Genomic DNA, 18,590 nt, shown 5'->3' with positions numbered 1-18,590 from the left:
ATAAAAGTGTTTTTTCTATTCAATTATATTTATAATTTAGTTTCATAATCTTTAATAATCTTAAATACTATTTTTAAAGCCAATTAAAAAACAAAACTATATTATGCTAAAATCACCATTGAAAGCCTTTGGAATGAAGGGATTATGTAAAGTAATGGCGACAGCTTTATTGCTCTGTACCATGGGATGTGAAAAAAATACGGTTCAACCTAAAGAAGATGTTGAGACTCCTGCAACGCCTGAAGAACCAAATGTAATTAATCCCAATCCTTTGGTGTTAGAGGAATCTTTTACAGTCATGTCTTTTAATCTGAGAAACCCTACGAACGCCGATCCTTTTACCCAACTTCAGCGAATGAGCAAGCTTACTACGCTAATGAACGATAATGAGGTAGATATCTTAGGGGTACAGGAGTTGGCCAACAACGATGTGGAGGATTATGTAAACTCTGCGATGGATCAAGCCGGCTATGCAGTTTACAAAACTGGAGCTGCGAACGGATCACCTAAATCAATTTTTTATAAGAAGAGCAGGTTTACTTTAGTCAATGCTGGTCATTTGATCAAAGAGTTCGTTGCTGGGACTATCATCTCTAGTGCCAAATGGGTGATTTTAAAAGATGTGAAGAATAATAATGAATACTTCGTCATCAACTCACATTGGTATCACACTGCTGATGCAGGGGAGTATAGAAAAGAATTTGCTCAGATTTTATTAGACTGTATTAAAGCAAACCACGGAGGTCGTCCTGTGATCTGTATGGGTGATTTTAATGCTATTCCAGGTACAACGGAAATTAATACAATAAAGAATGCGGATGGATTCAATATGGTGGATGCGCTTATGGAAGCACAAGGCGACCCAACCTTTCATAACTGGACCGGAGTAGGCTCAAAAAAGATTGACTATGTTATGAGTACACGCGATCTTGCCTTCCGTAGCTATAAGGTGGTGAAAGATAAGTACACGGTGGATGGGAAGACGATGTGGCCATCCGACCATTTTCCGGTATTTGCACGATATATTCCTGCAATTTTCGGCACTTCAAAACAAGACGCTTCTGCAGCTTCCAGCGATGCAAAGAATCAATACTTCTTCGCTGATATCAATGGCGATGGGAAGAAAGATAAGATTAGCTGGAATGCCGGCTCAAACGGAGGCAAGGTTTCAGTTTATTTAGCAAATGGCAACGGAGGGTTCCAAAGTACTGCAGTCGTGCATGACGCGTCAGCAAGTACATCTGCAGATTCATATTATTATTTCGCCGACGTCAATGGCGACAAGAGAGCCGATCTGATTCGTTGGAATAAAGGTTTGGTTTCAGGTAAAACACAGGTTTACTTAGCATCGAGCAATGGTAGTTTTTCAGCAACGGCGATTGATAATCCTGAAGGTACATCTGCAGGCACAACAACGAAGTTCTTTTTTGCTGATGTAAATGGCGACGGAATGGCGGATAAAATCTATTGGAATTCTACCCATGACGGCGGAAATATTCGCGTTTATCTTGCCACTGGCGGCGGTAATTTCTCTGGCACCGTGATAAGTTCGTCCAATGTAGGTAGTACCACCGTGAATACTAATTATTATTTTGCAGATATTAACGGTGATGGTAAATATGATTTAGTACGCTGGCAGGCGAGCTTAGACAGCGGAAAAGCGATGGTTTTTCTTTCCAATGGCGATGGGACATTCACAAAATCTGTCGACCACTCGAATGCCGGTGCAACGAGCGGATTAGAAAGTACGAAGTTCTACTTTGCAGATGTCAATGGCGATGGTAAAGCCGATAAGATATATTGGAATGCTTCCAATAACTTGGGAGAGCCGAAGATTTACTTAGGCACAAGCACAACATTTGAAAGTCCGGTTTATTCACTGCGAGGTACCTCGCAGAAGGAATCAACGAATTATTATTTCGAGGATATCAATGGCGATGGCAAAGCTGATCAGATCCGTTGGAATCCTACGGAAAATAACGGCGTCATCAAGACGTATTTGGTTAGATAGATGAGCGTTATGAATTAATATAAATAAAAAGCCGCTAGCGATCGCTAGCGGCTTTTTTTTATCTATATTATCGTTTATCCCACCAAACTTTCGAAAGGAAGGAATCGCCGTTGCTCAGTCTTCCTACGGCTTCGTCATAATTTGCTTTATTCAATTCTGACTCATCGCTGGAATAGATAGCGCGACGCGGGATTTGTCCGTTTGTCGAACCAGGATTAGGACCTGCTGTTAAGCGAGGGTATCCGGTCCGTCTCCATTCGGAAAATGCTTCCATATTACGACCAAACAGATGAATCCATTTTTGGGTCGCAATCTTCTCCATCTTCTGATCGTTCGATAATCCTGTTAATGCAAGCACATTCTGCTCGTAACTTGCGGGAAGAGTCGAAAGATTGTAAGGTGGCAGTGCAGCCGCAGCTTTCACGCCATTTACGAAATTGCTTTGCACATCAGCAGCGCTCAATCCCCATCCTAAAATGGCAGCTTCCGCTTTGTAGAAACAAACATCTGAATAGGTTAAAGCATAAACAGGGATGGGTGTGAAACTTTGACTGAAGTATGTTGCCTTATTGGGTGTAGAGTAATTTGCTCGGATCAGTTGTGAAAGCTGGTTATCTGTTAGTGCAACTCCGATACCCTGATAGGTGCTGTTTCCATTAATCGTAACGGGCTCCGCTAATAAAGGAAGGCGAGGGTCATTATACTCTTTCATTTTATCGACCAAGGTGTTTGCGAGATACCGTAGATCGGCACTACCGGTGGTTAACTGTCTGAGGATAGGATTCTGATTCTCCGCCTGTGCATTGTTGAATGTTGCTACCGCGGCGTTATCAGCATTGCTGCTCAATAATCCATAGCTTGAACCCATTGCTTCCGTTACGGTCTGCTGCGCTAGGCTTGTGTTAGCATAGCGAAGGCGCATTCCAAGACGTAGTTTTAAGGAGTTCCCGAATTTCTTCCACTTGTCGATGTTTCCAGAATAAAAGAAGTCGGAAGTGCCATAGCTCGCATCCCCCGTTGTTAATTTGCCTAAGGCGGTGTTTAACCTTTGAATTAAAGCCGGATAGATATCCTCTTGTTTGTCGAACTTTGGCGTTCTATTGATTTGAGTACTTGATTTCGTAATTTCTGAAAAAGGAATGTCTCCAAATAGATCCGTTAGACGTTGAAATAAGAATACCTCATAGATATCCGCAATCGCTAGTTTGCTTCTGCCTGCAGGATCGTTTTCTAAGCCGCTAAGCTCTTCACGAATCTGTGCGATATTTCTAAACAACTGATAATGTTGCGCCCAGATCAGGTTTTCGGGACCCTCAAAATATCGGGAAACCGGAACTACCGGTCCGCCTGCCCAATGTTGAATCCATGAACCGAATTTTGTGTTCGGAAGTTCTCCGGACTCTTGGAAAGTACCGTCGCGTAATACGCGAGCCATCAATAGTGAAGGATCAACTTCAGTTACCGAAGTCGGAGGCGTGTTTATTCTTTCGAAATCCTTTGTACACGACGCTGTTGTCATCAATAGGGCGCCGATGCTTATATAGGTAATATGTTTTAATGTTTTCATTGTTGTTCTTTTTTACAGGCCCATTGATAAGTTAATTCCGAAGTTGCGCATCATTGGAAGAGAAGTTGATTCGATACCAATCGATGAGTTATGCACATTAAATGAAGCTGATTCAGGCGAGAAACCATCAGTTTTGCGTTGGAAATAGAATAGGTTTCTACCGTAAATTCCAAGCTTTAAGTTTTTCACCGCTTTATGTGGAAGAAAACTTTTCGGAAGGTTGTATGAAAGGCTGATCTCACGCATCGCGATATAGCTCATATCGTTGATCATCTCTTCCGAAACCATAACTTCTTTATCACTTGCTACCAAGTTCCAGTAGTCTTGCGCATTCACCTGCTTGCTGTTTTCAACTCCAGTACTTACCCATTGGCCATTTCCATTCTGTGAAGCCACCATACCTGAAGCTACATATGTTCCATCGCGACCCTCTAAAGTTTTCTTTGATGTACCATAGATAATCTGTTCACGGTTAGATTGTGAGAAGATAATGCCGCCCTGACGAATATCAACCAATGCATGTAATGTGAAGCCTTTATAACGTAAGTTATTAGAGAATCCACCAATCCAATCTGGTTGGGCATTCCCTAAATCTGTTTCTACACGACCTGATGTGCGTAGCGGTAAGCCTGTATTTGGGTCGATCAAGCGATTGCCAGCATCATCTTTAATCCACGCGAATTGCGTACCGATCAATTGACCGAAAGGCTTTCCAACTTCTGCAACAACGTTGATCCCTCTATCCGTCGCTAGTAAGAACGTTTCAACGCCTGGATAAAGCGATTCTACTTTATTGCGGTTTCTGTTAAAGTTGAATTGACTGGTCCACTCGAAGTTCTCCGTTTTTACAGGGGTACCCGAAACGACAAATTCGAAACCCTTGTTGGAGATTTCTCCCGCATTGATTCTATTTTTAACATACAAACTCGATGGTGAAATAGGGACGTCCAAGATCTGATTCTTCGTACGTGCTTCGTAATAGGTAAAGGATAGTGACAATCTGCTAGAAAGGAATCTAAAGTCTGCTCCAGCCTCAATGGAAGTTGTCAACTCATTCTTTAGATCTGGGTCAGGAATGATTTCGGTATAAGAAGCCATCGGAATACCGCCGTGGGTGTACTGATTCAGACTATAAGCACCAGTCAATTGATATGGATTACCCGAGCTACCAGCCTGCGCCCAAGATGCTCTAATTTTAGCATACGGCATAGTCGATGATTTCCAGTTGAAGGCATCGCTAAGTACCAAACTGCTACTTACAGAAGGGTAGAAGAAAGAATTATTCTTTTTCGATAGGGTAGAAGACCAGTCATTACGTGCGGAGAAATCTACAAACCAATAATCGCGGAAAGCAAATTGTCCCGACATATAAGCCGAATTGATCTGCGACTCGATTAAATCAAAAAGATAGGTATTCGTTGTTGTATTGTTGATGACGTAAAGGTTCGGAACAATAAACTGATTTCCGGAGTTACCTGTTAAACGAAGATAACGGCTTAAATGACTTGCTCCTAAGTTGAAACTTAAGTTAATATCATCGTTTGCTGCAAAGTTAGAGCTTGCTAAGAAGTCATAATTATCCTCTCTGCTGCGGATCACCTCTTCGCGGATATCCCCTTTTTTATTTAAACTTTGATAGGTGTTTATCGGACGATATCTAAAGCGTTGATCCGTGTAGAAATCCGTTCCACCAGTAGCCGATAGTTTTAACCATGGCATCACGTCGTAGGATAATCTTAACATTCCGATCAATCGATCACGACGATCCTCATTATGGTTTTCATTGATCGTCCAGAAGGGGTTAGCCGTCGAACTGTTCGTTGCATAGGTCTTCTCCAATCCTTCATACACACCAGAGAAGCCCAATTGTTTTTTCACCTCATCGGCTGTCCATTTGTAGCTTGAAGCAATGCTATTGCTTAAGCTTCTTGGCTGACTAATGAATAAGTATGCAGGGTTATCCGCCGCATCAGAAACTGTGGGACGATTCTCCGCCTGTTGAATGATGTAATTAGCTTTTACATCAATATGTAGCTTATCGGTAATCTTTGCTTGCGAACGAAGACCGAAGTTATTACGGTTTAATGTATTCGTCGGGATATATCCGTCAACATTCGTGTTTGCATACGAGAAACGGTAGTTTACTTTTTCATTTCCACCATCGACACTTAAGTTATTCACCCATTGTTTTTCGGTTTGGAAGAAGCTTTTATAAGTGTCTGACGCTGGATTAAACGCTAAGATATTTCCATACATATCTTCATATTGCTGACCTTCCATGCGTGCTCCCCAACTTGCGCGCGTTGTTCTATCGCGACCGCCGGACATTTTCGGAATCCCTGAGAAATTGTTTGCAATGGCTTGCGCCATAGAGACGATAGTTCCATCGTCTTTACGGAAATGGGTGAAGGTTCCGTTCAATCCCTGCCCATATTCATTTTGGAAATCAGGTAATACCAGTCCTGTCCCAATCGAATAATCAGAATTAAAATTAAAGTTTGTTTTGCCAGCCTTTCCCGACTTCGTCGTGATCAGGATAACACCATTACTACCGCGCTGCCCATAAAGTGCCGCGGCATTTGGCCCTTTTAAGACCGACATGCTTTCGATATCATCAGGGTTTATATTTCCGATACCATCGCCATAATCGGTTCCTCCCCATTGAGAGGGTGCAGAAATGTTTTGGTTGTCAATAGGGACACCATCAACAACATATAGCGGTTGGCTATTTCCAATCAGGGAATTGTTTCCACGGATAACAACTTTAGCCGAACCACCAGCACCCGAGGCGGCACGGCTCACTTGGACGCCAGCCACTTTGCCTGATAACGCATTCGCTACGTTCGCCTCTTTACCGTTGGTCAACTCGTCGCCCTTAAGCTCAGCAACTGTATAGCCCAAGGCTTTTTTGTCGCGCTTGATACCCAAAGCGGTTACTACAACCTCTTCCAGGTTCTCAGCACTAGACTCTAAAGTCACGGATAAAGATACTTTATCATTCCCCTTGATATTATAATCGCTTAATGTTTTCGAGCTGTATCCTAGGGAATTGAAGGTAAAGCTATAGCCTTGTCCATCAGGTATCTGACTGAAGTTGAACGTTCCTGCCGCATCCGTAACGGTGGTCTGTCTAAACGACTGCGCTCTATTTTGAATGACAACCGTGACACCTTCTACCGCTTTACCATTAGCATCTCTCACGACACCATTAACGCTTGCGCTGCTTTGAGCCATTCCGACTTGCACACTCATACTCATTGCGCCGCAGAGTGCCATGTGCAGTGCCCATGTGCTCTTAGGTCGAGAAAAGTGGAGTAGGAATGCCGTTAGCACTCCTTTTTTCTTGTGTAAATAATTACTCATAATTAATCAATATTAGTTTGTACTCTAATTTTTCAATACGACGATGTCCGTTTTGTGCAAATAGTTAATCTCTTTAATGATATCTGCATAGGCATCTGGGGTTTCCTTGAACGTCCCACTGAAATAGAAATTGGGCGCAAGGTAAGAATCTGACTTTAACTTAATGTTAAAATTGTGCTCTAGAATATTTAATAAATCTTTTATTGGAATATTTTTAATGATAATCTTCCCATGTTCTTCTTTGTAAAATCCTTTACGATCGTATTGATTGTTCACCGTTTTGACCTCGGAAATAATCTTTTGTTGCAGGTGATCAAGGACAATTTCTCCAGTTTGTTCAAACAGCTTTTGGATAGGCTTTTCGCTCTTTCGATCGCGTTCTTTAACATCGATTTTACCTTCAATCAGTTGAACCCGGGTTTTGCGTCCATAAATTTCTTCGACTAAGAATGTTGTGCCGAGGGCAGTCGTTATCAATTTATCAGAGAACACGCGGAATGGCCGGTTTTTATCTTTTGTTACTCGAAAGGTTGCTTTGCCTTTCAGTTCGATCTTCCGTTCCTTCAGTCCGCTGAAGTCTTCGGCAAAGCGAACTTCGGAACCTTTCGCTAACAAGATCTTGGAGCTGTCGCTGCAATAGATCTCCATGTCTTGGTTCGTTGAGTTAATGTAAAAGAGGTTTCCGACCAGTGGGGCGGTAGGCACATTAGTTTTTGCGTGTTCTTGAACAAGTGGGAGCGTAGGAGCCTTATCTTGATATAGTGGGTTCACGACGCCCATAATAATTAGAAGCACAGCAGCAACCGCGGTGCTGATCATGACAACATAACGCTTGCTCCTATGCCTTTGGAATTCTATTCTTGAACGTATCTTGGACTTTAGTTGATCTTCTTGCGTGTAATGCGTATCATGCGCCAAATTCCAATCGGAAGCTGAAAGAAATTCATCTCTTTCTCTTGCAAGAAACGTTCTATCGCAGCCGTTTCTTGCTCATTACATTTGCCTTGGAGGTATTTTTCAAATTGGTCTCGTGTCATAACTATGATTAATACGACTGAAACTCAAAGTACCCCTAAGAACGAGTGATATTTTTTTAGTTATGCTATAACAAACGCAATAGAATAAAGAGGATGAGGAAATTAGAAAAGGATTTACGGAGGGTTTTTAGTGCGAGTGCGATATGGTTTTCTACTGTGCGAGGCGAAATATGGAGTCTTTCGCCAATCTCCTTATAGTTGAGCTGCTCAAATCTGCTCAACTTAAATACAAGCTTCCGCATATGGGGCAGTTGATTAATAAGCTCCTCGACTTTGCCTTCGGTTTCTTTCCTTTCGAGCTCAGCCAGCCCATGCGGGGCGTGGGGTGCCTGTGGAAAGCGTTCCATAGCATGCTTTCGTCGGTATTCCTCCTTTAAAATATCCAGCAGGGTTGTACGGGTAATGGTAAAAACTTGCGAATCGATGGGGCTAGAAACGTTTTTCTGAGTTATGTTTTGCCATAATTTAATGAACACACGCTGTACAGTCTCCTCGGCGATATAGGTTGATTTGGTTTTGGAAAACGCGTAATGATACACCTTTCTATTCCATTGCTGGAATAGTCTTTCAAACTCACGGGAGTCAAAGCGTTGGTTGGTAAACATAATTAGGCGTGGTAATACGTATGCTAATGTAGTTAATTTTAATTATATTAGAATAATCGATAAACCTTTTCCTATGAACAACTTGAATCTAAATCGTCGTGATTTCATTGTTGCTGGCTCAGCCTTTCTCAGTCTTTCTGCATTGCCAAGCATGCTTAAAGGAGATACCCTCAAAGCTGTTAATAAGGTGGGGCTAATTGGCGCTGGATGGTATGGGAAGAGCGACTTGTTCCGCTTATTGCAGGTGCGTGATGTGGAGGTATTGGCGGTCTGTGATGTAGACAGCAAACATCTGGAGGAGGCAGCTCGGCTGATTAGTGAACGGCAGAAATCAAAAAATACTCCTAAAACCTATCGCGATTACCGAGAGATGCTGTCTGCACATCGATTTGACCTCATTTTGATAGGGACGCCCGATCATTGGCATGCGCTGCAGGCTATCGCGGCGATGGAGGCTGGCGCTCATGTTTATTTGCAAAAGCCCATCTCTGTAGATGTTTTAGAAGGCGAAGCTATTCTAGCAACGGCGCGACGCTTGAATCGAAAAGTTCAGATCGGAACGCAACGAAGAAGCACAGAACATATGATCGAAGCTAAGGAACAAATAGTGGATAAGGGCTTGCTCGGGAATATCTCCCATGTAGAGATGTGCTGCTATTATCATATGCGCAACAATTCAAATCCGGATGTCAAACCCGTGCCTGACTTTCTGGATTACGAATTATGGACGGGTCCCGCTCCATTACGGCCCTATGATAATCTTCCCCACGGAGGATGGTGGCGATCGTTTATGGAGTATGGTAATGGTATAACCGGTGATATGTGCGTGCATATGTTTGATACTGTTCGATGGATGCTAGGCTTAGGATGGCCAAAGCGAATACATGCGAATGGCGGAATTTATGTGCAGAAGGAGGGAAAAGCTAATATTGCCGATACGCAGACTGCGATATTTGAATATGATAACTTGAACTGTGTATGGCAGCATCGGACTTGGGGGCGACCAACCGATCCGGAGTTCCCTTGGGCATTTATACTTTATGGCGACAAAGGAACACTGAAAGGAAGCACCTTAAAATATGAGTTCACACCTATAAAAGGAGAGAAGATTAGGAAGGATGTTGTGCTCGAAAAAGAAGCATTTCCTGAGGATCTGACGGAGCCGCGTATTGAGTTGAATTCAGCTCCCGCAACCAGACAGCACATGAAAAACCTGTTGTCGGCGATAGAGGAGGACCACCTTCCGATTGCTGATATCGAGCAAGGGCATATTTCTACAGCATCTTGCATTCTTGCTAATGTCTCGATGCAATTAGGACGAGCAGTTCAATATGATCCAATACAAAAAGTGTGCATAGGTGATGAGGAAGCGACACATCTGTTAAGAAGAACATATAGACCCAACTGGGTACATCCATATCGCTAATGGATTGTATGCTGATGGCAAACATTGTTTTTACACAGATATGGGAGAATTTCTGACTAATGAATAACACGGCATCGGATATAAGGGTAAATCACTGATCTCACAATTTTTAATTATTAAAAGTACAACTTATAGTAATTTATAATCCTAATAGGATTAATTATTTTCCATTATAGATATCATAGTTTCCTATGTAACCAATTATTAGTGCATATCGAATAATATTGACTCCAATATCAAGCTTTGCCATACTAATATTGGCTAAACGCGCTTCTTTTCAATGATGCGGATGACTAATCTAGGAATCGCTAGTAGCGGGATATCTACTAAAATTCGAATAAATATAGTTTAATAATTTATAAAATACCCTAATATTTAAAATTTAGTGTCGATAAGCGGTAATCTGATATGGCCAGCCTATATTAGTGACTAATGTCATTCTCTTAATATTAAAATAGTATAACATTTGTGTAAAGCAACGGTAACACATTTTTAGTGTTCGCTAGTGAAGACGACTATATTTAAGGTATGAAAAATAATAAGAATTTGTTGAACCTCTCCGCTGATGCAGAAGCGGGTTTCAGCTACAGCAAGAGTCTATTGAACAACTTGTTCGAGGGTACAACGCTCGAAATGAAAAGACAGCGCTATGTTGCTCCACGCATTACTCTAGACGTACTACCGATGGAGGACAGTATAGCGACAGCTTCTGCTGTTGTTGCTCCAACCGACAACGATGGCGAAGTAAAGCAAGAATGGGAGGTGGAAAATATTGAAAAATCAATTTTGTGGTAATATCTGAGCATAAAAATCCTGTTATTCTCTCTTCCTAAAACAACGATTAACAACAATGGATTTTAATGGCCACGAACAAACTTGCCCTAGTTTATCGTGGCCATTTTTTTTTCTGAAAATTTCAACTTTTCAACGCAAAAAAGAACTTTTATCCTTGTTGCTGCTTCAACTGAAACATGAAAGGTTTTGACGTTAATCGATGCGCAGCTGCTCAATATTACCATTGCTGCCTGCCAAATAAATGTATTTTCCAGACTTCGTCTTTGCTATCACGTTAAAACTTGCTTCCGATATCGTTCTCCAGGTTTGTCCGGCATCAACCGATAAATCGGTTCCCGAAGTTCCTGTAGCGACTAAAACATTCCTGTTAATATACTTTACGCTGGAACGATATCCAGCAACGGGGATGCTGGGCTTAGTCCAAGAACGGCCAGCATTCGTCGTTAACAAAATATTGTTTCTATTGTCCTTATCCATGGTATAATTTCCACCCACCAAAACCCCAGTGTTCTGATCCCAAAAATCTAGAGCGAATACGCCGGTGGATGCCTCTCCAGACCAAATCGGAACATCGACGACATCTAAACTATTTTCTTTTTCATTCCGTTTGTAGAAAGAACTGTATCTGCCACCAGAGGCTATATAAACGATATTTGGAAATACTTGAATACCGGATCCACTTGCGGCAAAACCAGCTTCGCCTTCTTCAGCCAATAGAAAAATATGCTTGCTAACGTCTTTCCATGATTTTCCTTTATCTGTAGATTTTAAAAGCTGGAAAGATCCATCGATAGGGTCGCCATAAATAAATCCTGTCTTGCCATTAAAATCCATACCGTCTAAAAAGATCTCAGCGCGATCATCTCTATAAACTACTTTCCAGGTCATTCCGCCATCCGAAGTTCGTAATACAACAGCCGGACTACCCGCACTGACGACTACGGCGTCCTTAGCTGAAAACACTTCAATATCCCGAAAGTCCATATTTTCATAACCTTTTGGATTCACCCAAGTCCAGGTCTTACCGGCATCGGTAGATTTGCCGACGGTACCTTTACTGCCACTTACCCAAACTACATTTTCCTTATAAGTTTCCAATCCCCTAAAACTCGACGGGATGTCGTTAACCAGATTATGAAAATGTTGGGCTTCAGCGGCTAAAAGGCTAGACGCAAATAGCGCCGTAATAAGAAGCTTTTTCATTATCGCTTAAGTTAGTTCTTCCATTAGTTTATCGAATGCCGTTTGCAATTTGCTCAGCTGATCCTCCAACGTTTCTACGCGTTCTTCCAAAGCCGCAATCCGATTAGAAGCTGCTGGCGTGTCGCTCGAGTTGGACGTATCGTCAAAGCTTGCTTCGTCAAATGGACTGAATAAATGTACATAGCGTGCTTCCTTCTGTCCTGGACGTTTTGACAATTGCTGTATGTATTTAGGCTCCTCGTCGGCAAGTTTATTGAGCAGTTCTTGAACATCATCCAGCGATTCAAAATCGTAAAGCCTTCCTGAATTGCTGTTAATCTCTCCGCCGGTCATAGGGCCTCGCAAAAATAGCAAACATAAAACCGCTACTTCTTGCGGTAATAAGGGAAATTGAATCGCTAGATTATGCTTGTATTTGGTCACTCGGCTGCCTCCGCCAACAACCGTAGATATTAATCCTTTTCTTTTCAGGCTGTCGAGGGCGGCAATCACAGTGCCTTCATCGTATTGAACGACGGGCTTTCTAGAGGTCTTCTGGTTGCAGGCAGTCTGCAATCCATTTAGCGTCATCGGATAGTATTCTGGAGTGGTTTTAGATTTTTCTATTAAGGATCCTAAAACTCTTATTTCTTCTGCTGTTAATTCCGGGATTTGTTTGATCTCTTCCATTTTTGAAAATTCTCTTGGGATTCTAAATATACAGTTTTCTGCTAATTCACAAAATTTCGAAGCCTAGGATACTAAAAAAGAAGATGCCCAGGTTTTTAGGACCTGGGCAATCTTTCACGTTTCTAGAAGTCTTAGTTTTACCAATTATGGTATTCCTTAGCATCTTCCTATTTTACTTTCGCTTTTTCTAAAACCCAGTTTAGTATCTTATCTTGTTGTTCTTGAAAAGTCCAGTGTCCCGTTTCTTGTACCAGATAAAGTTCCCGAGGAGCATTGATTAAATTATATGCAGCATAATAAGAGGTAGGAGGACAGGTTTCATCGTTATATCCCCAGGTGTAGAATCCAGGAACTTTCACTTGCCTTGCGAAATTTACGACATCATAATATGCTGAGTTTTTAATCTTCGCATCTGTCGCCATAAAAGGAGCATTCTGTTTATTGAACATATGCGGCCATCCACCGGCACGGTTGTGCAGATATCCGGTTACATCGCTTAGCGCTGGATACAAGGCTACCAAATGTTTGATACGCTTGTCCAGACCTGCGGTAATGATAGATAAGGCACCTCCTTGACTACCGCCCCATACGGTTAAATTGTTTTTATCGACGTCATCTAATTGCGTTAGGAAATCGACCGCGCGGATACAACCAAGGTAAACACGCTTATAATAATACTGATCCTTATCGTCTAGATTGAAGAAAGGATAACTTCTTAATGCGCCTGCGGATAGCGAGTTATATAATTCGAGCTCATGGGTTACAGGAATTCCATGTATACCGATTTGAAGCGTCACTAAGCCTTTTTCAGCTACAGACACCAGACCAGCATAAGGGCGGATGCCGGCTCCCGGCACCTGTAATACTGCAGGGTATTTTCCAGCTTTTTTTGGCTTGGACAAAATGCCGTAAACTCGGCTGCCGTTTATATTCGAGAAGTTGACATGGTAAACATCTACCGTAGCGGTTGAAAGCTCCGGAAGCAGGGTCATTTTCGGATCTAAAGCGATACTTTTTAATGCGTCGATTTCTTTGTTCCAAAACGCCATGAAATCATTTGGGAGCGTTTGTGTCGGTTGTATTTTATCCGGACTAATGGCTGCAGTGGCAATTCCCCTATACTCTTGCCCGTCATACTTATATTTAACCTCACAGCGAATAAAGCCCGGCTTGTCGCCCCTTAGGGGTTTGCCAACTGAAACTTCCGACCCGTTGACTTTCAAATTTCCCGACTGCAAAGGTTCCATTTTTTCCCAGCCGATGGTATAGCTTACATCAGCATCTTTAATAGGTACTTGGTGCTTGACGATAGATACTTTAAAGCTTATTTCTTCATTGTTGGCATAGGTCCAATCTGCTTTGTTCGGTGTGACTAATACTTGGATCAGCTGGTTGCTTCTTGATTGCGCAAAGCCAAAATTCCATAAGCATACAAGCACAAGCAGGGACAGTAGAAATCTCATTCCTGAATTAATGTACATGGTTTAGAGTTTAAGGTTTTATAAATGTTGTTGCAATTTAATGAAAATTCAAATAATCTAAGCTCAGAATATTCGTTCTAATAGGTTTTCTTCCGGCATTTCATGACCGCCGTCGAATATGATGATCTCGACCTTATTCTTATACTCCTTTCTATAGATGATATCTCTACCCATGAAAGCTTTAGGTTCCACTTGGAAGTTGGGGCTTATCCGTCGTTTTAACAGCGTATAGCAATCCTCTAAAGGGATAAGCTGTTCGCTCGCGTCTTTCTCAAAATCGTTTACCACTTTATTATATAGCTCCAAACTATGAGAAATAGGGACCGAACCGGTATAACCATCGTCGATGCCGGCATATAGATGTAATGTCGCATCTTTCCGCTCTTTGATCGGCGTTGGCATCAAAATGACCGAACGCTTTTTTGCCTCCTCGAAATCTGGCATCTCGTTTTCACCGCTCGTAATGCGCACAATATCCTTTGCATATGAATTTTTACGTGCTAGCGATTCATAATACCAATCTTCCAAATTATAGATTCCGACGAAGGCATGGAAGGACTTAATCGGATGTTTACATCGCATATACATGAGCCCGCATGCAAACCCTCCGCCACTGACGCCGACAAGATGAATATGCTGTTCATCTACGCGAAGAGAATCTAGTGCCCACTGAATAGCATCGTCTATGTCCTGTATCACTAAATCGTTCCCTGCTGCTTCCGGTCTTTTATTGGGGCCGCGGAAGTCGGGGTGCAAATAGTGTACATCGGCCTGCATACAGTATTTCAGCAAGGGATCCTTTTGTGCATAATTTCCACCCCAAGTATGCAAACTAATGATCAATGGTCTTTTTCCCTTGGCTTTACTTTCGTACAGATAAGACTTCTGAATGCTATGATCCTTTGTGGATTTGATTCCAATTTGGCGTGTTTCTGCGGGCCAATTTCCAGCCGACCTATCGTCCCAATCGACCTTGGACTGTGCGTTTAAACATAGTATCGATGTTTTTAAGGCAAAGCAGATCAGCAACAAACGAATGTTTAAAAAAGTGGTATATGTTTTTTTCATCATAGGGGCAGTTTTAACACAAGTTACTTTATTTTTGGAGTACTTATTTCAAAAATCGTCGGAAACGCTGTCGGTAATATTTTTGTGATAATCCCTCTTTTCACTCAAGTTTCTTTTTATCATTGTGTACGGACACAATAGCTATATTCGATCCTATAACCTTTACTAAAAAACTGAATTATGAGAAAAGACTACTTGTTTTTCTTGGCAGTATCGGCGGCACTCAGCCCAACGCTTCTGCATGCAAAAATTCCGATCAAAACTTATCATGAGTTTAAGCTTCAACAAGCGCAAACCTTTTCGGTTAGCGGAAAAGTTGTATCCTCGGAAGGCAACGAACCGCTCGCGGGTGTTACCATATCTGTAGCAGGTTCTACTAAAAAGACGGCGACAGATGATCAAGGTAATTTCACCATTGAAGTAAAACAAGGGGATAAACTATCCTTCAATATGTTGAACTTCACGGCGTACGAATACACAGTCACACGAGCTGAAAGCAATTTACTCATCAAACTTCAAAGTACCACCGCCGACTTGGATGAAGTTGTCGTAATTGGATATGGTACGGCGAAAAAGAGCGATTTGACCGGATCAATTACCCGCGTAGATGCTAACCAATTTAAGAATCAACCGACGACACAATTGACAGAGATGTTAAATGGTACAGTTGCCGGGTTTATTTCGAATCAGAGTACACGAGCGTCTGGAGAAAGTGATATGGAAATTCGCGGTCCGAAATCATTGAATGCTTCCACCAGCCCGATGATCGTATTGGATGGTGTGATCTTCAATGGTAGTATCGCAGATATCAATCCTTCGGATATTGAAACGATGGATATCTTGAAAGATGCAAGTTCAACCGCGGTTTATGGTGCGCGAGCAGCAGCTGGCGTCATCCAGGTAACGACAAAGAAAGGCCTTACAGGTACGCCACGAATTACGATGGACGCTAATTTCGGTTTAGCCAATTTAATGCACGCCTTTAAGCCGTACGACGGTCCAGGATACATCCAATTTAGAACGGATGTAATGCGAGGTTACAACCCAACGAAGCCTAACTTTTACTACAATAACCCCAATAACCTCCCTGATGGAGTAACACTCGATCAATGGAGAGCGGCAAGTAATAACCCTCAGGCGGATAATACGAGAGAATGGTTAAGCCGATTGAATTTCTATGATGTAGAAGTTGATAATTATATGGCAGGCAATGAGATCTATTGGCTAGACGAGGTTTTTAGACAAGGTCTTAAACAAAATTATAACTTGAATATATCAGGCGGTGCGGAGAAGGTTAAATATTACTGGTCTCTCGGTTATCAAGATAATGAGGGAATTATTCTAGGTGATGATTTTAATACGATTCGAAGCCGTATCAACACCGATTTTACCATCACTAACTGGTTATCCGCAGGTGTTAATGCGCAGTTTGCTGATAAGAATCAGACACAAATTATCCCAAGTATCAATGCGATGTTTAACATGAGCCCTTACGGCAGTATGTATGACGATGAAGGGAAGCAAATATGGTATCCGAATAGTTTTGCCGTTGCAACACCTTTAATCAATAACCTCGGTGGACAGGATCAAAAAAATAAGATCAACAGCTTATTTTCATCGGTTTACATGAATATTAAGCTACCGTTTGATATCAACTATAAAGTTTCTTTCCAACCACGATATGAATTCAGCAAACTCTATAACTTCTACCCATCAACCACGTTAACTGGTGGGTCGACTTACAAGGATGGTTATGCTACGAGGGTCGAAGGTTCAACTTTCGAATGGATGCTAGACCATCTGGTGCACTGGAACAAACAGTTCGGTATGCATCAATTTGATGTGACGTTGCTATACAGTGCGGAGAAGGTGGATACTTGGCAATCAAGCTTAAGCAATCAATCATTCAACCCAAATCAATCGCTTGGCTATCACGGTATTCAATTTGGTTCCGATCATAAAGTTGGCGCTAATGATACGCGCGCAACAGGCGATGCGGCTATGGCTCGTTTGAATTATACATTGAACGACAAGTATTTATTCACCGCATCAGTACGTCGTGATGGCTATTCAGCATTCGGAAAGAAAAATCCAAGAGCGGTATTTCCGGCTTTTGCATTTGCATGGAGACTTTCACAAGAACCCTTCTTTAATGTTGATAAAATCGATGATTTAAAAATACGTGCATCTTGGGGTAGAAACGGTAACCGTTCTATTGGACAATATGCGGCGCTAGCAACTGTCAATTCTGGTCGGTATTACAATGGTGTTAATACGCAGATCGGTGTATTTAACAATACACTTTCTAACTATGATTTAAAATGGGAACAAACGGAGTCATATAACTTAGGAATTGACTTGGCTATGTTCAAGAATAGATTGAGTATTACCGCTGATGTATATAACATGACAACGGTTGACCTATTGATGAAAAGAAAGTTGCCGGAGATTACCGGATATGAAAGTGTTGTATCCAATCTTGGAAAACTAAGTAATAAAGGCTGGGAGCTTTCGATCAATACGGTTAACATCGATAGAGAAAACCTACGATGGAATAGCAGTTTCGTCTATTCAGGAAACAGAAATAAAATAGAAGAGCTATTCGGTGATTTTGGCGAAACTACTATCAGTGGAGTAAAGGGATATCAAGAATTGCCGGATTACACGAACGAATGGTTTCCTGGGCAGTCAATCGATGCTATTTGGACTTATAAAATAACGGGAATTTGGCAAGCTGAAGAAGCCGATGAAGCGGCGAAATACGGCTTGAAACCAGGCGATTTTAAAGTAGTAGATCTTGACGGAAACTTTAAATACGACGCCTTAATTGATAAGAAGTTTATTGGATATGAACGCCCTCGCCATAGACTAGGTTTAAGAAATTCTATCGATTTCTTGAAAAACTTTAACGTTACTTTCTTCTTGAGAGCAGAATTAGGTCATCTAGGTAATCTGCAGGAAGCACAGCGCGCAGGCGGTACAGATACTTACGACAAACGCAGTACCTATGATCTTCCGTATTGGACAGCAGAAAACAGAAATAACGATTACCCAAGACTGAACGCTTTAACAACGGTTTTTGGTGGTGGTATTCGTACCTACAAGTCGGCAGCTTTCTTGCGCTTACAAGACTTATCCTTTTCTTACACTGTTCCATCAACTTCCTTAGAGCGCCTACATGTTAAAAACTTACGTGTATTCCTTGCTGTTCGTAACGTATTTACGATTGACAAATGGCCAGGATGGGACCCGGAAACAGCTTATCCAGGAGCAGATCCTACGACGACTTATACCAATGCATTAAATGCTATGCCGATGCCACGCACTTTTTCTGCAGGCGTAAATTTCTCACTATAATTTAAACT

13 protein-coding genes are annotated in these 18,590 nt (G+C 41.8%); 4 read left to right on the top strand and 9 right to left on the bottom strand.

The features are described from left to right. The first annotated feature begins 103 nt into the window (after positions 1-103). Positions 104-2,011, top strand: a complete 1,908-nt coding sequence (locus QYC40_RS08035) for an FG-GAP-like repeat-containing protein (RefSeq protein ID WP_301993434.1) — start codon at positions 104-106, stop codon at positions 2,009-2,011. Positions 2,012-2,078: 67 nt separating this feature from the next. On the opposite strand, the gene QYC40_RS08030 is transcribed toward QYC40_RS08035, so the two are convergent. From QYC40_RS08030 to QYC40_RS08010, 5 genes are all read right to left on the bottom strand, one after another. After that, entirely contained in the window at positions 2,079-3,578 is a 1,500-nt protein-coding gene (locus tag QYC40_RS08030; RefSeq protein ID WP_301993433.1) for a SusD/RagB family nutrient-binding outer membrane lipoprotein, read from the bottom strand. Positions 3,579-3,590: 12 nt separating this feature from the next. After that, positions 3,591-6,941: a SusC/RagA family TonB-linked outer membrane protein gene (locus QYC40_RS08025; protein WP_301993432.1), complete on the bottom strand. Its 3,351-nt coding sequence runs from the start codon at positions 6,939-6,941 to the stop codon at positions 3,591-3,593. 24 nt (positions 6,942-6,965) lie between these two features. Then, a complete protein-coding gene (locus tag QYC40_RS08020) occupies positions 6,966-7,760 on the bottom strand; it encodes a FecR family protein (RefSeq protein WP_301993431.1) in 795 nt (264 codons plus the stop codon). A gap of 59 nt (positions 7,761-7,819) precedes the next feature. After that, on the bottom strand, positions 7,820-7,978 hold the full coding sequence (locus QYC40_RS08015; RefSeq protein WP_301993430.1) for a hypothetical protein: 159 nt from the start codon (positions 7,976-7,978) through the stop codon (positions 7,820-7,822). A gap of 65 nt (positions 7,979-8,043) precedes the next feature. Beyond that, complete coding sequence (locus QYC40_RS08010) at positions 8,044-8,583, bottom strand: sigma-70 family RNA polymerase sigma factor (protein ID WP_301993429.1); 540 nt, start codon at positions 8,581-8,583, stop codon at positions 8,044-8,046. Positions 8,584-8,656: 73 nt separating this feature from the next. Here QYC40_RS08010 and QYC40_RS08005 point away from each other — a divergent pair, with 73 nt between their 5' ends. Continuing rightward, entirely contained in the window at positions 8,657-10,009 is a 1,353-nt protein-coding gene (locus QYC40_RS08005) for a Gfo/Idh/MocA family protein (RefSeq protein ID WP_301993428.1), read from the top strand. A gap of 528 nt (positions 10,010-10,537) precedes the next feature. After that, positions 10,538-10,804 (top strand): hypothetical protein, encoded by a 267-nt coding sequence (locus QYC40_RS08000; protein ID WP_301993426.1) that lies wholly within the window; start codon positions 10,538-10,540, stop codon positions 10,802-10,804. 192 nt (positions 10,805-10,996) lie between these two features. Here QYC40_RS08000 and QYC40_RS07995 read toward each other — a convergent pair whose 3' ends face one another. The 4 genes from QYC40_RS07995 to QYC40_RS07980 all read right to left on the bottom strand — a co-directional run bounded on the left by QYC40_RS07995 (position 10,997) and on the right by QYC40_RS07980 (position 15,228). Then, positions 10,997-12,007 carry a YCF48-related protein gene (locus QYC40_RS07995; RefSeq protein ID WP_301993425.1) on the bottom strand — a complete coding sequence of 337 codons (1,011 nt, stop codon included), beginning with the start codon at positions 12,005-12,007 and terminating at the stop codon, positions 10,997-10,999. 6 nt (positions 12,008-12,013) lie between these two features. After that, positions 12,014-12,676, bottom strand: coding sequence for a YceH family protein (locus tag QYC40_RS07990; RefSeq protein ID WP_301993424.1), 663 nt, complete (start codon positions 12,674-12,676; stop codon positions 12,014-12,016). Between the two features lie 167 nt (positions 12,677-12,843). Beyond that, positions 12,844-14,139 (bottom strand): acetylxylan esterase, encoded by a 1,296-nt coding sequence (locus tag QYC40_RS07985; RefSeq protein ID WP_301993423.1) that lies wholly within the window; start codon positions 14,137-14,139, stop codon positions 12,844-12,846. An 81-nt stretch (positions 14,140-14,220) separates the two neighbouring features. Then, positions 14,221-15,228, bottom strand: coding sequence for a S9 family peptidase (locus tag QYC40_RS07980; RefSeq protein WP_301993422.1), 1,008 nt, complete (start codon positions 15,226-15,228; stop codon positions 14,221-14,223). A 177-nt stretch (positions 15,229-15,405) separates the two neighbouring features. Between QYC40_RS07980 and QYC40_RS07975 the strand changes: the two genes are divergently transcribed. Then, positions 15,406-18,582: a SusC/RagA family TonB-linked outer membrane protein gene (locus QYC40_RS07975; protein ID WP_301993421.1), complete on the top strand. Its 3,177-nt coding sequence runs from the start codon at positions 15,406-15,408 to the stop codon at positions 18,580-18,582. The last annotated feature ends 8 nt before the right edge of the window (positions 18,583-18,590 follow it).

Origin of the sequence: Sphingobacterium sp. BN32, assembly GCF_030503615.1 — a bacterium.
GTDB lineage: Bacteria > Bacteroidota > Bacteroidia > Sphingobacteriales > Sphingobacteriaceae > Sphingobacterium.
This window is presented reverse-complemented; position numbering and strand designations above follow the sequence as displayed.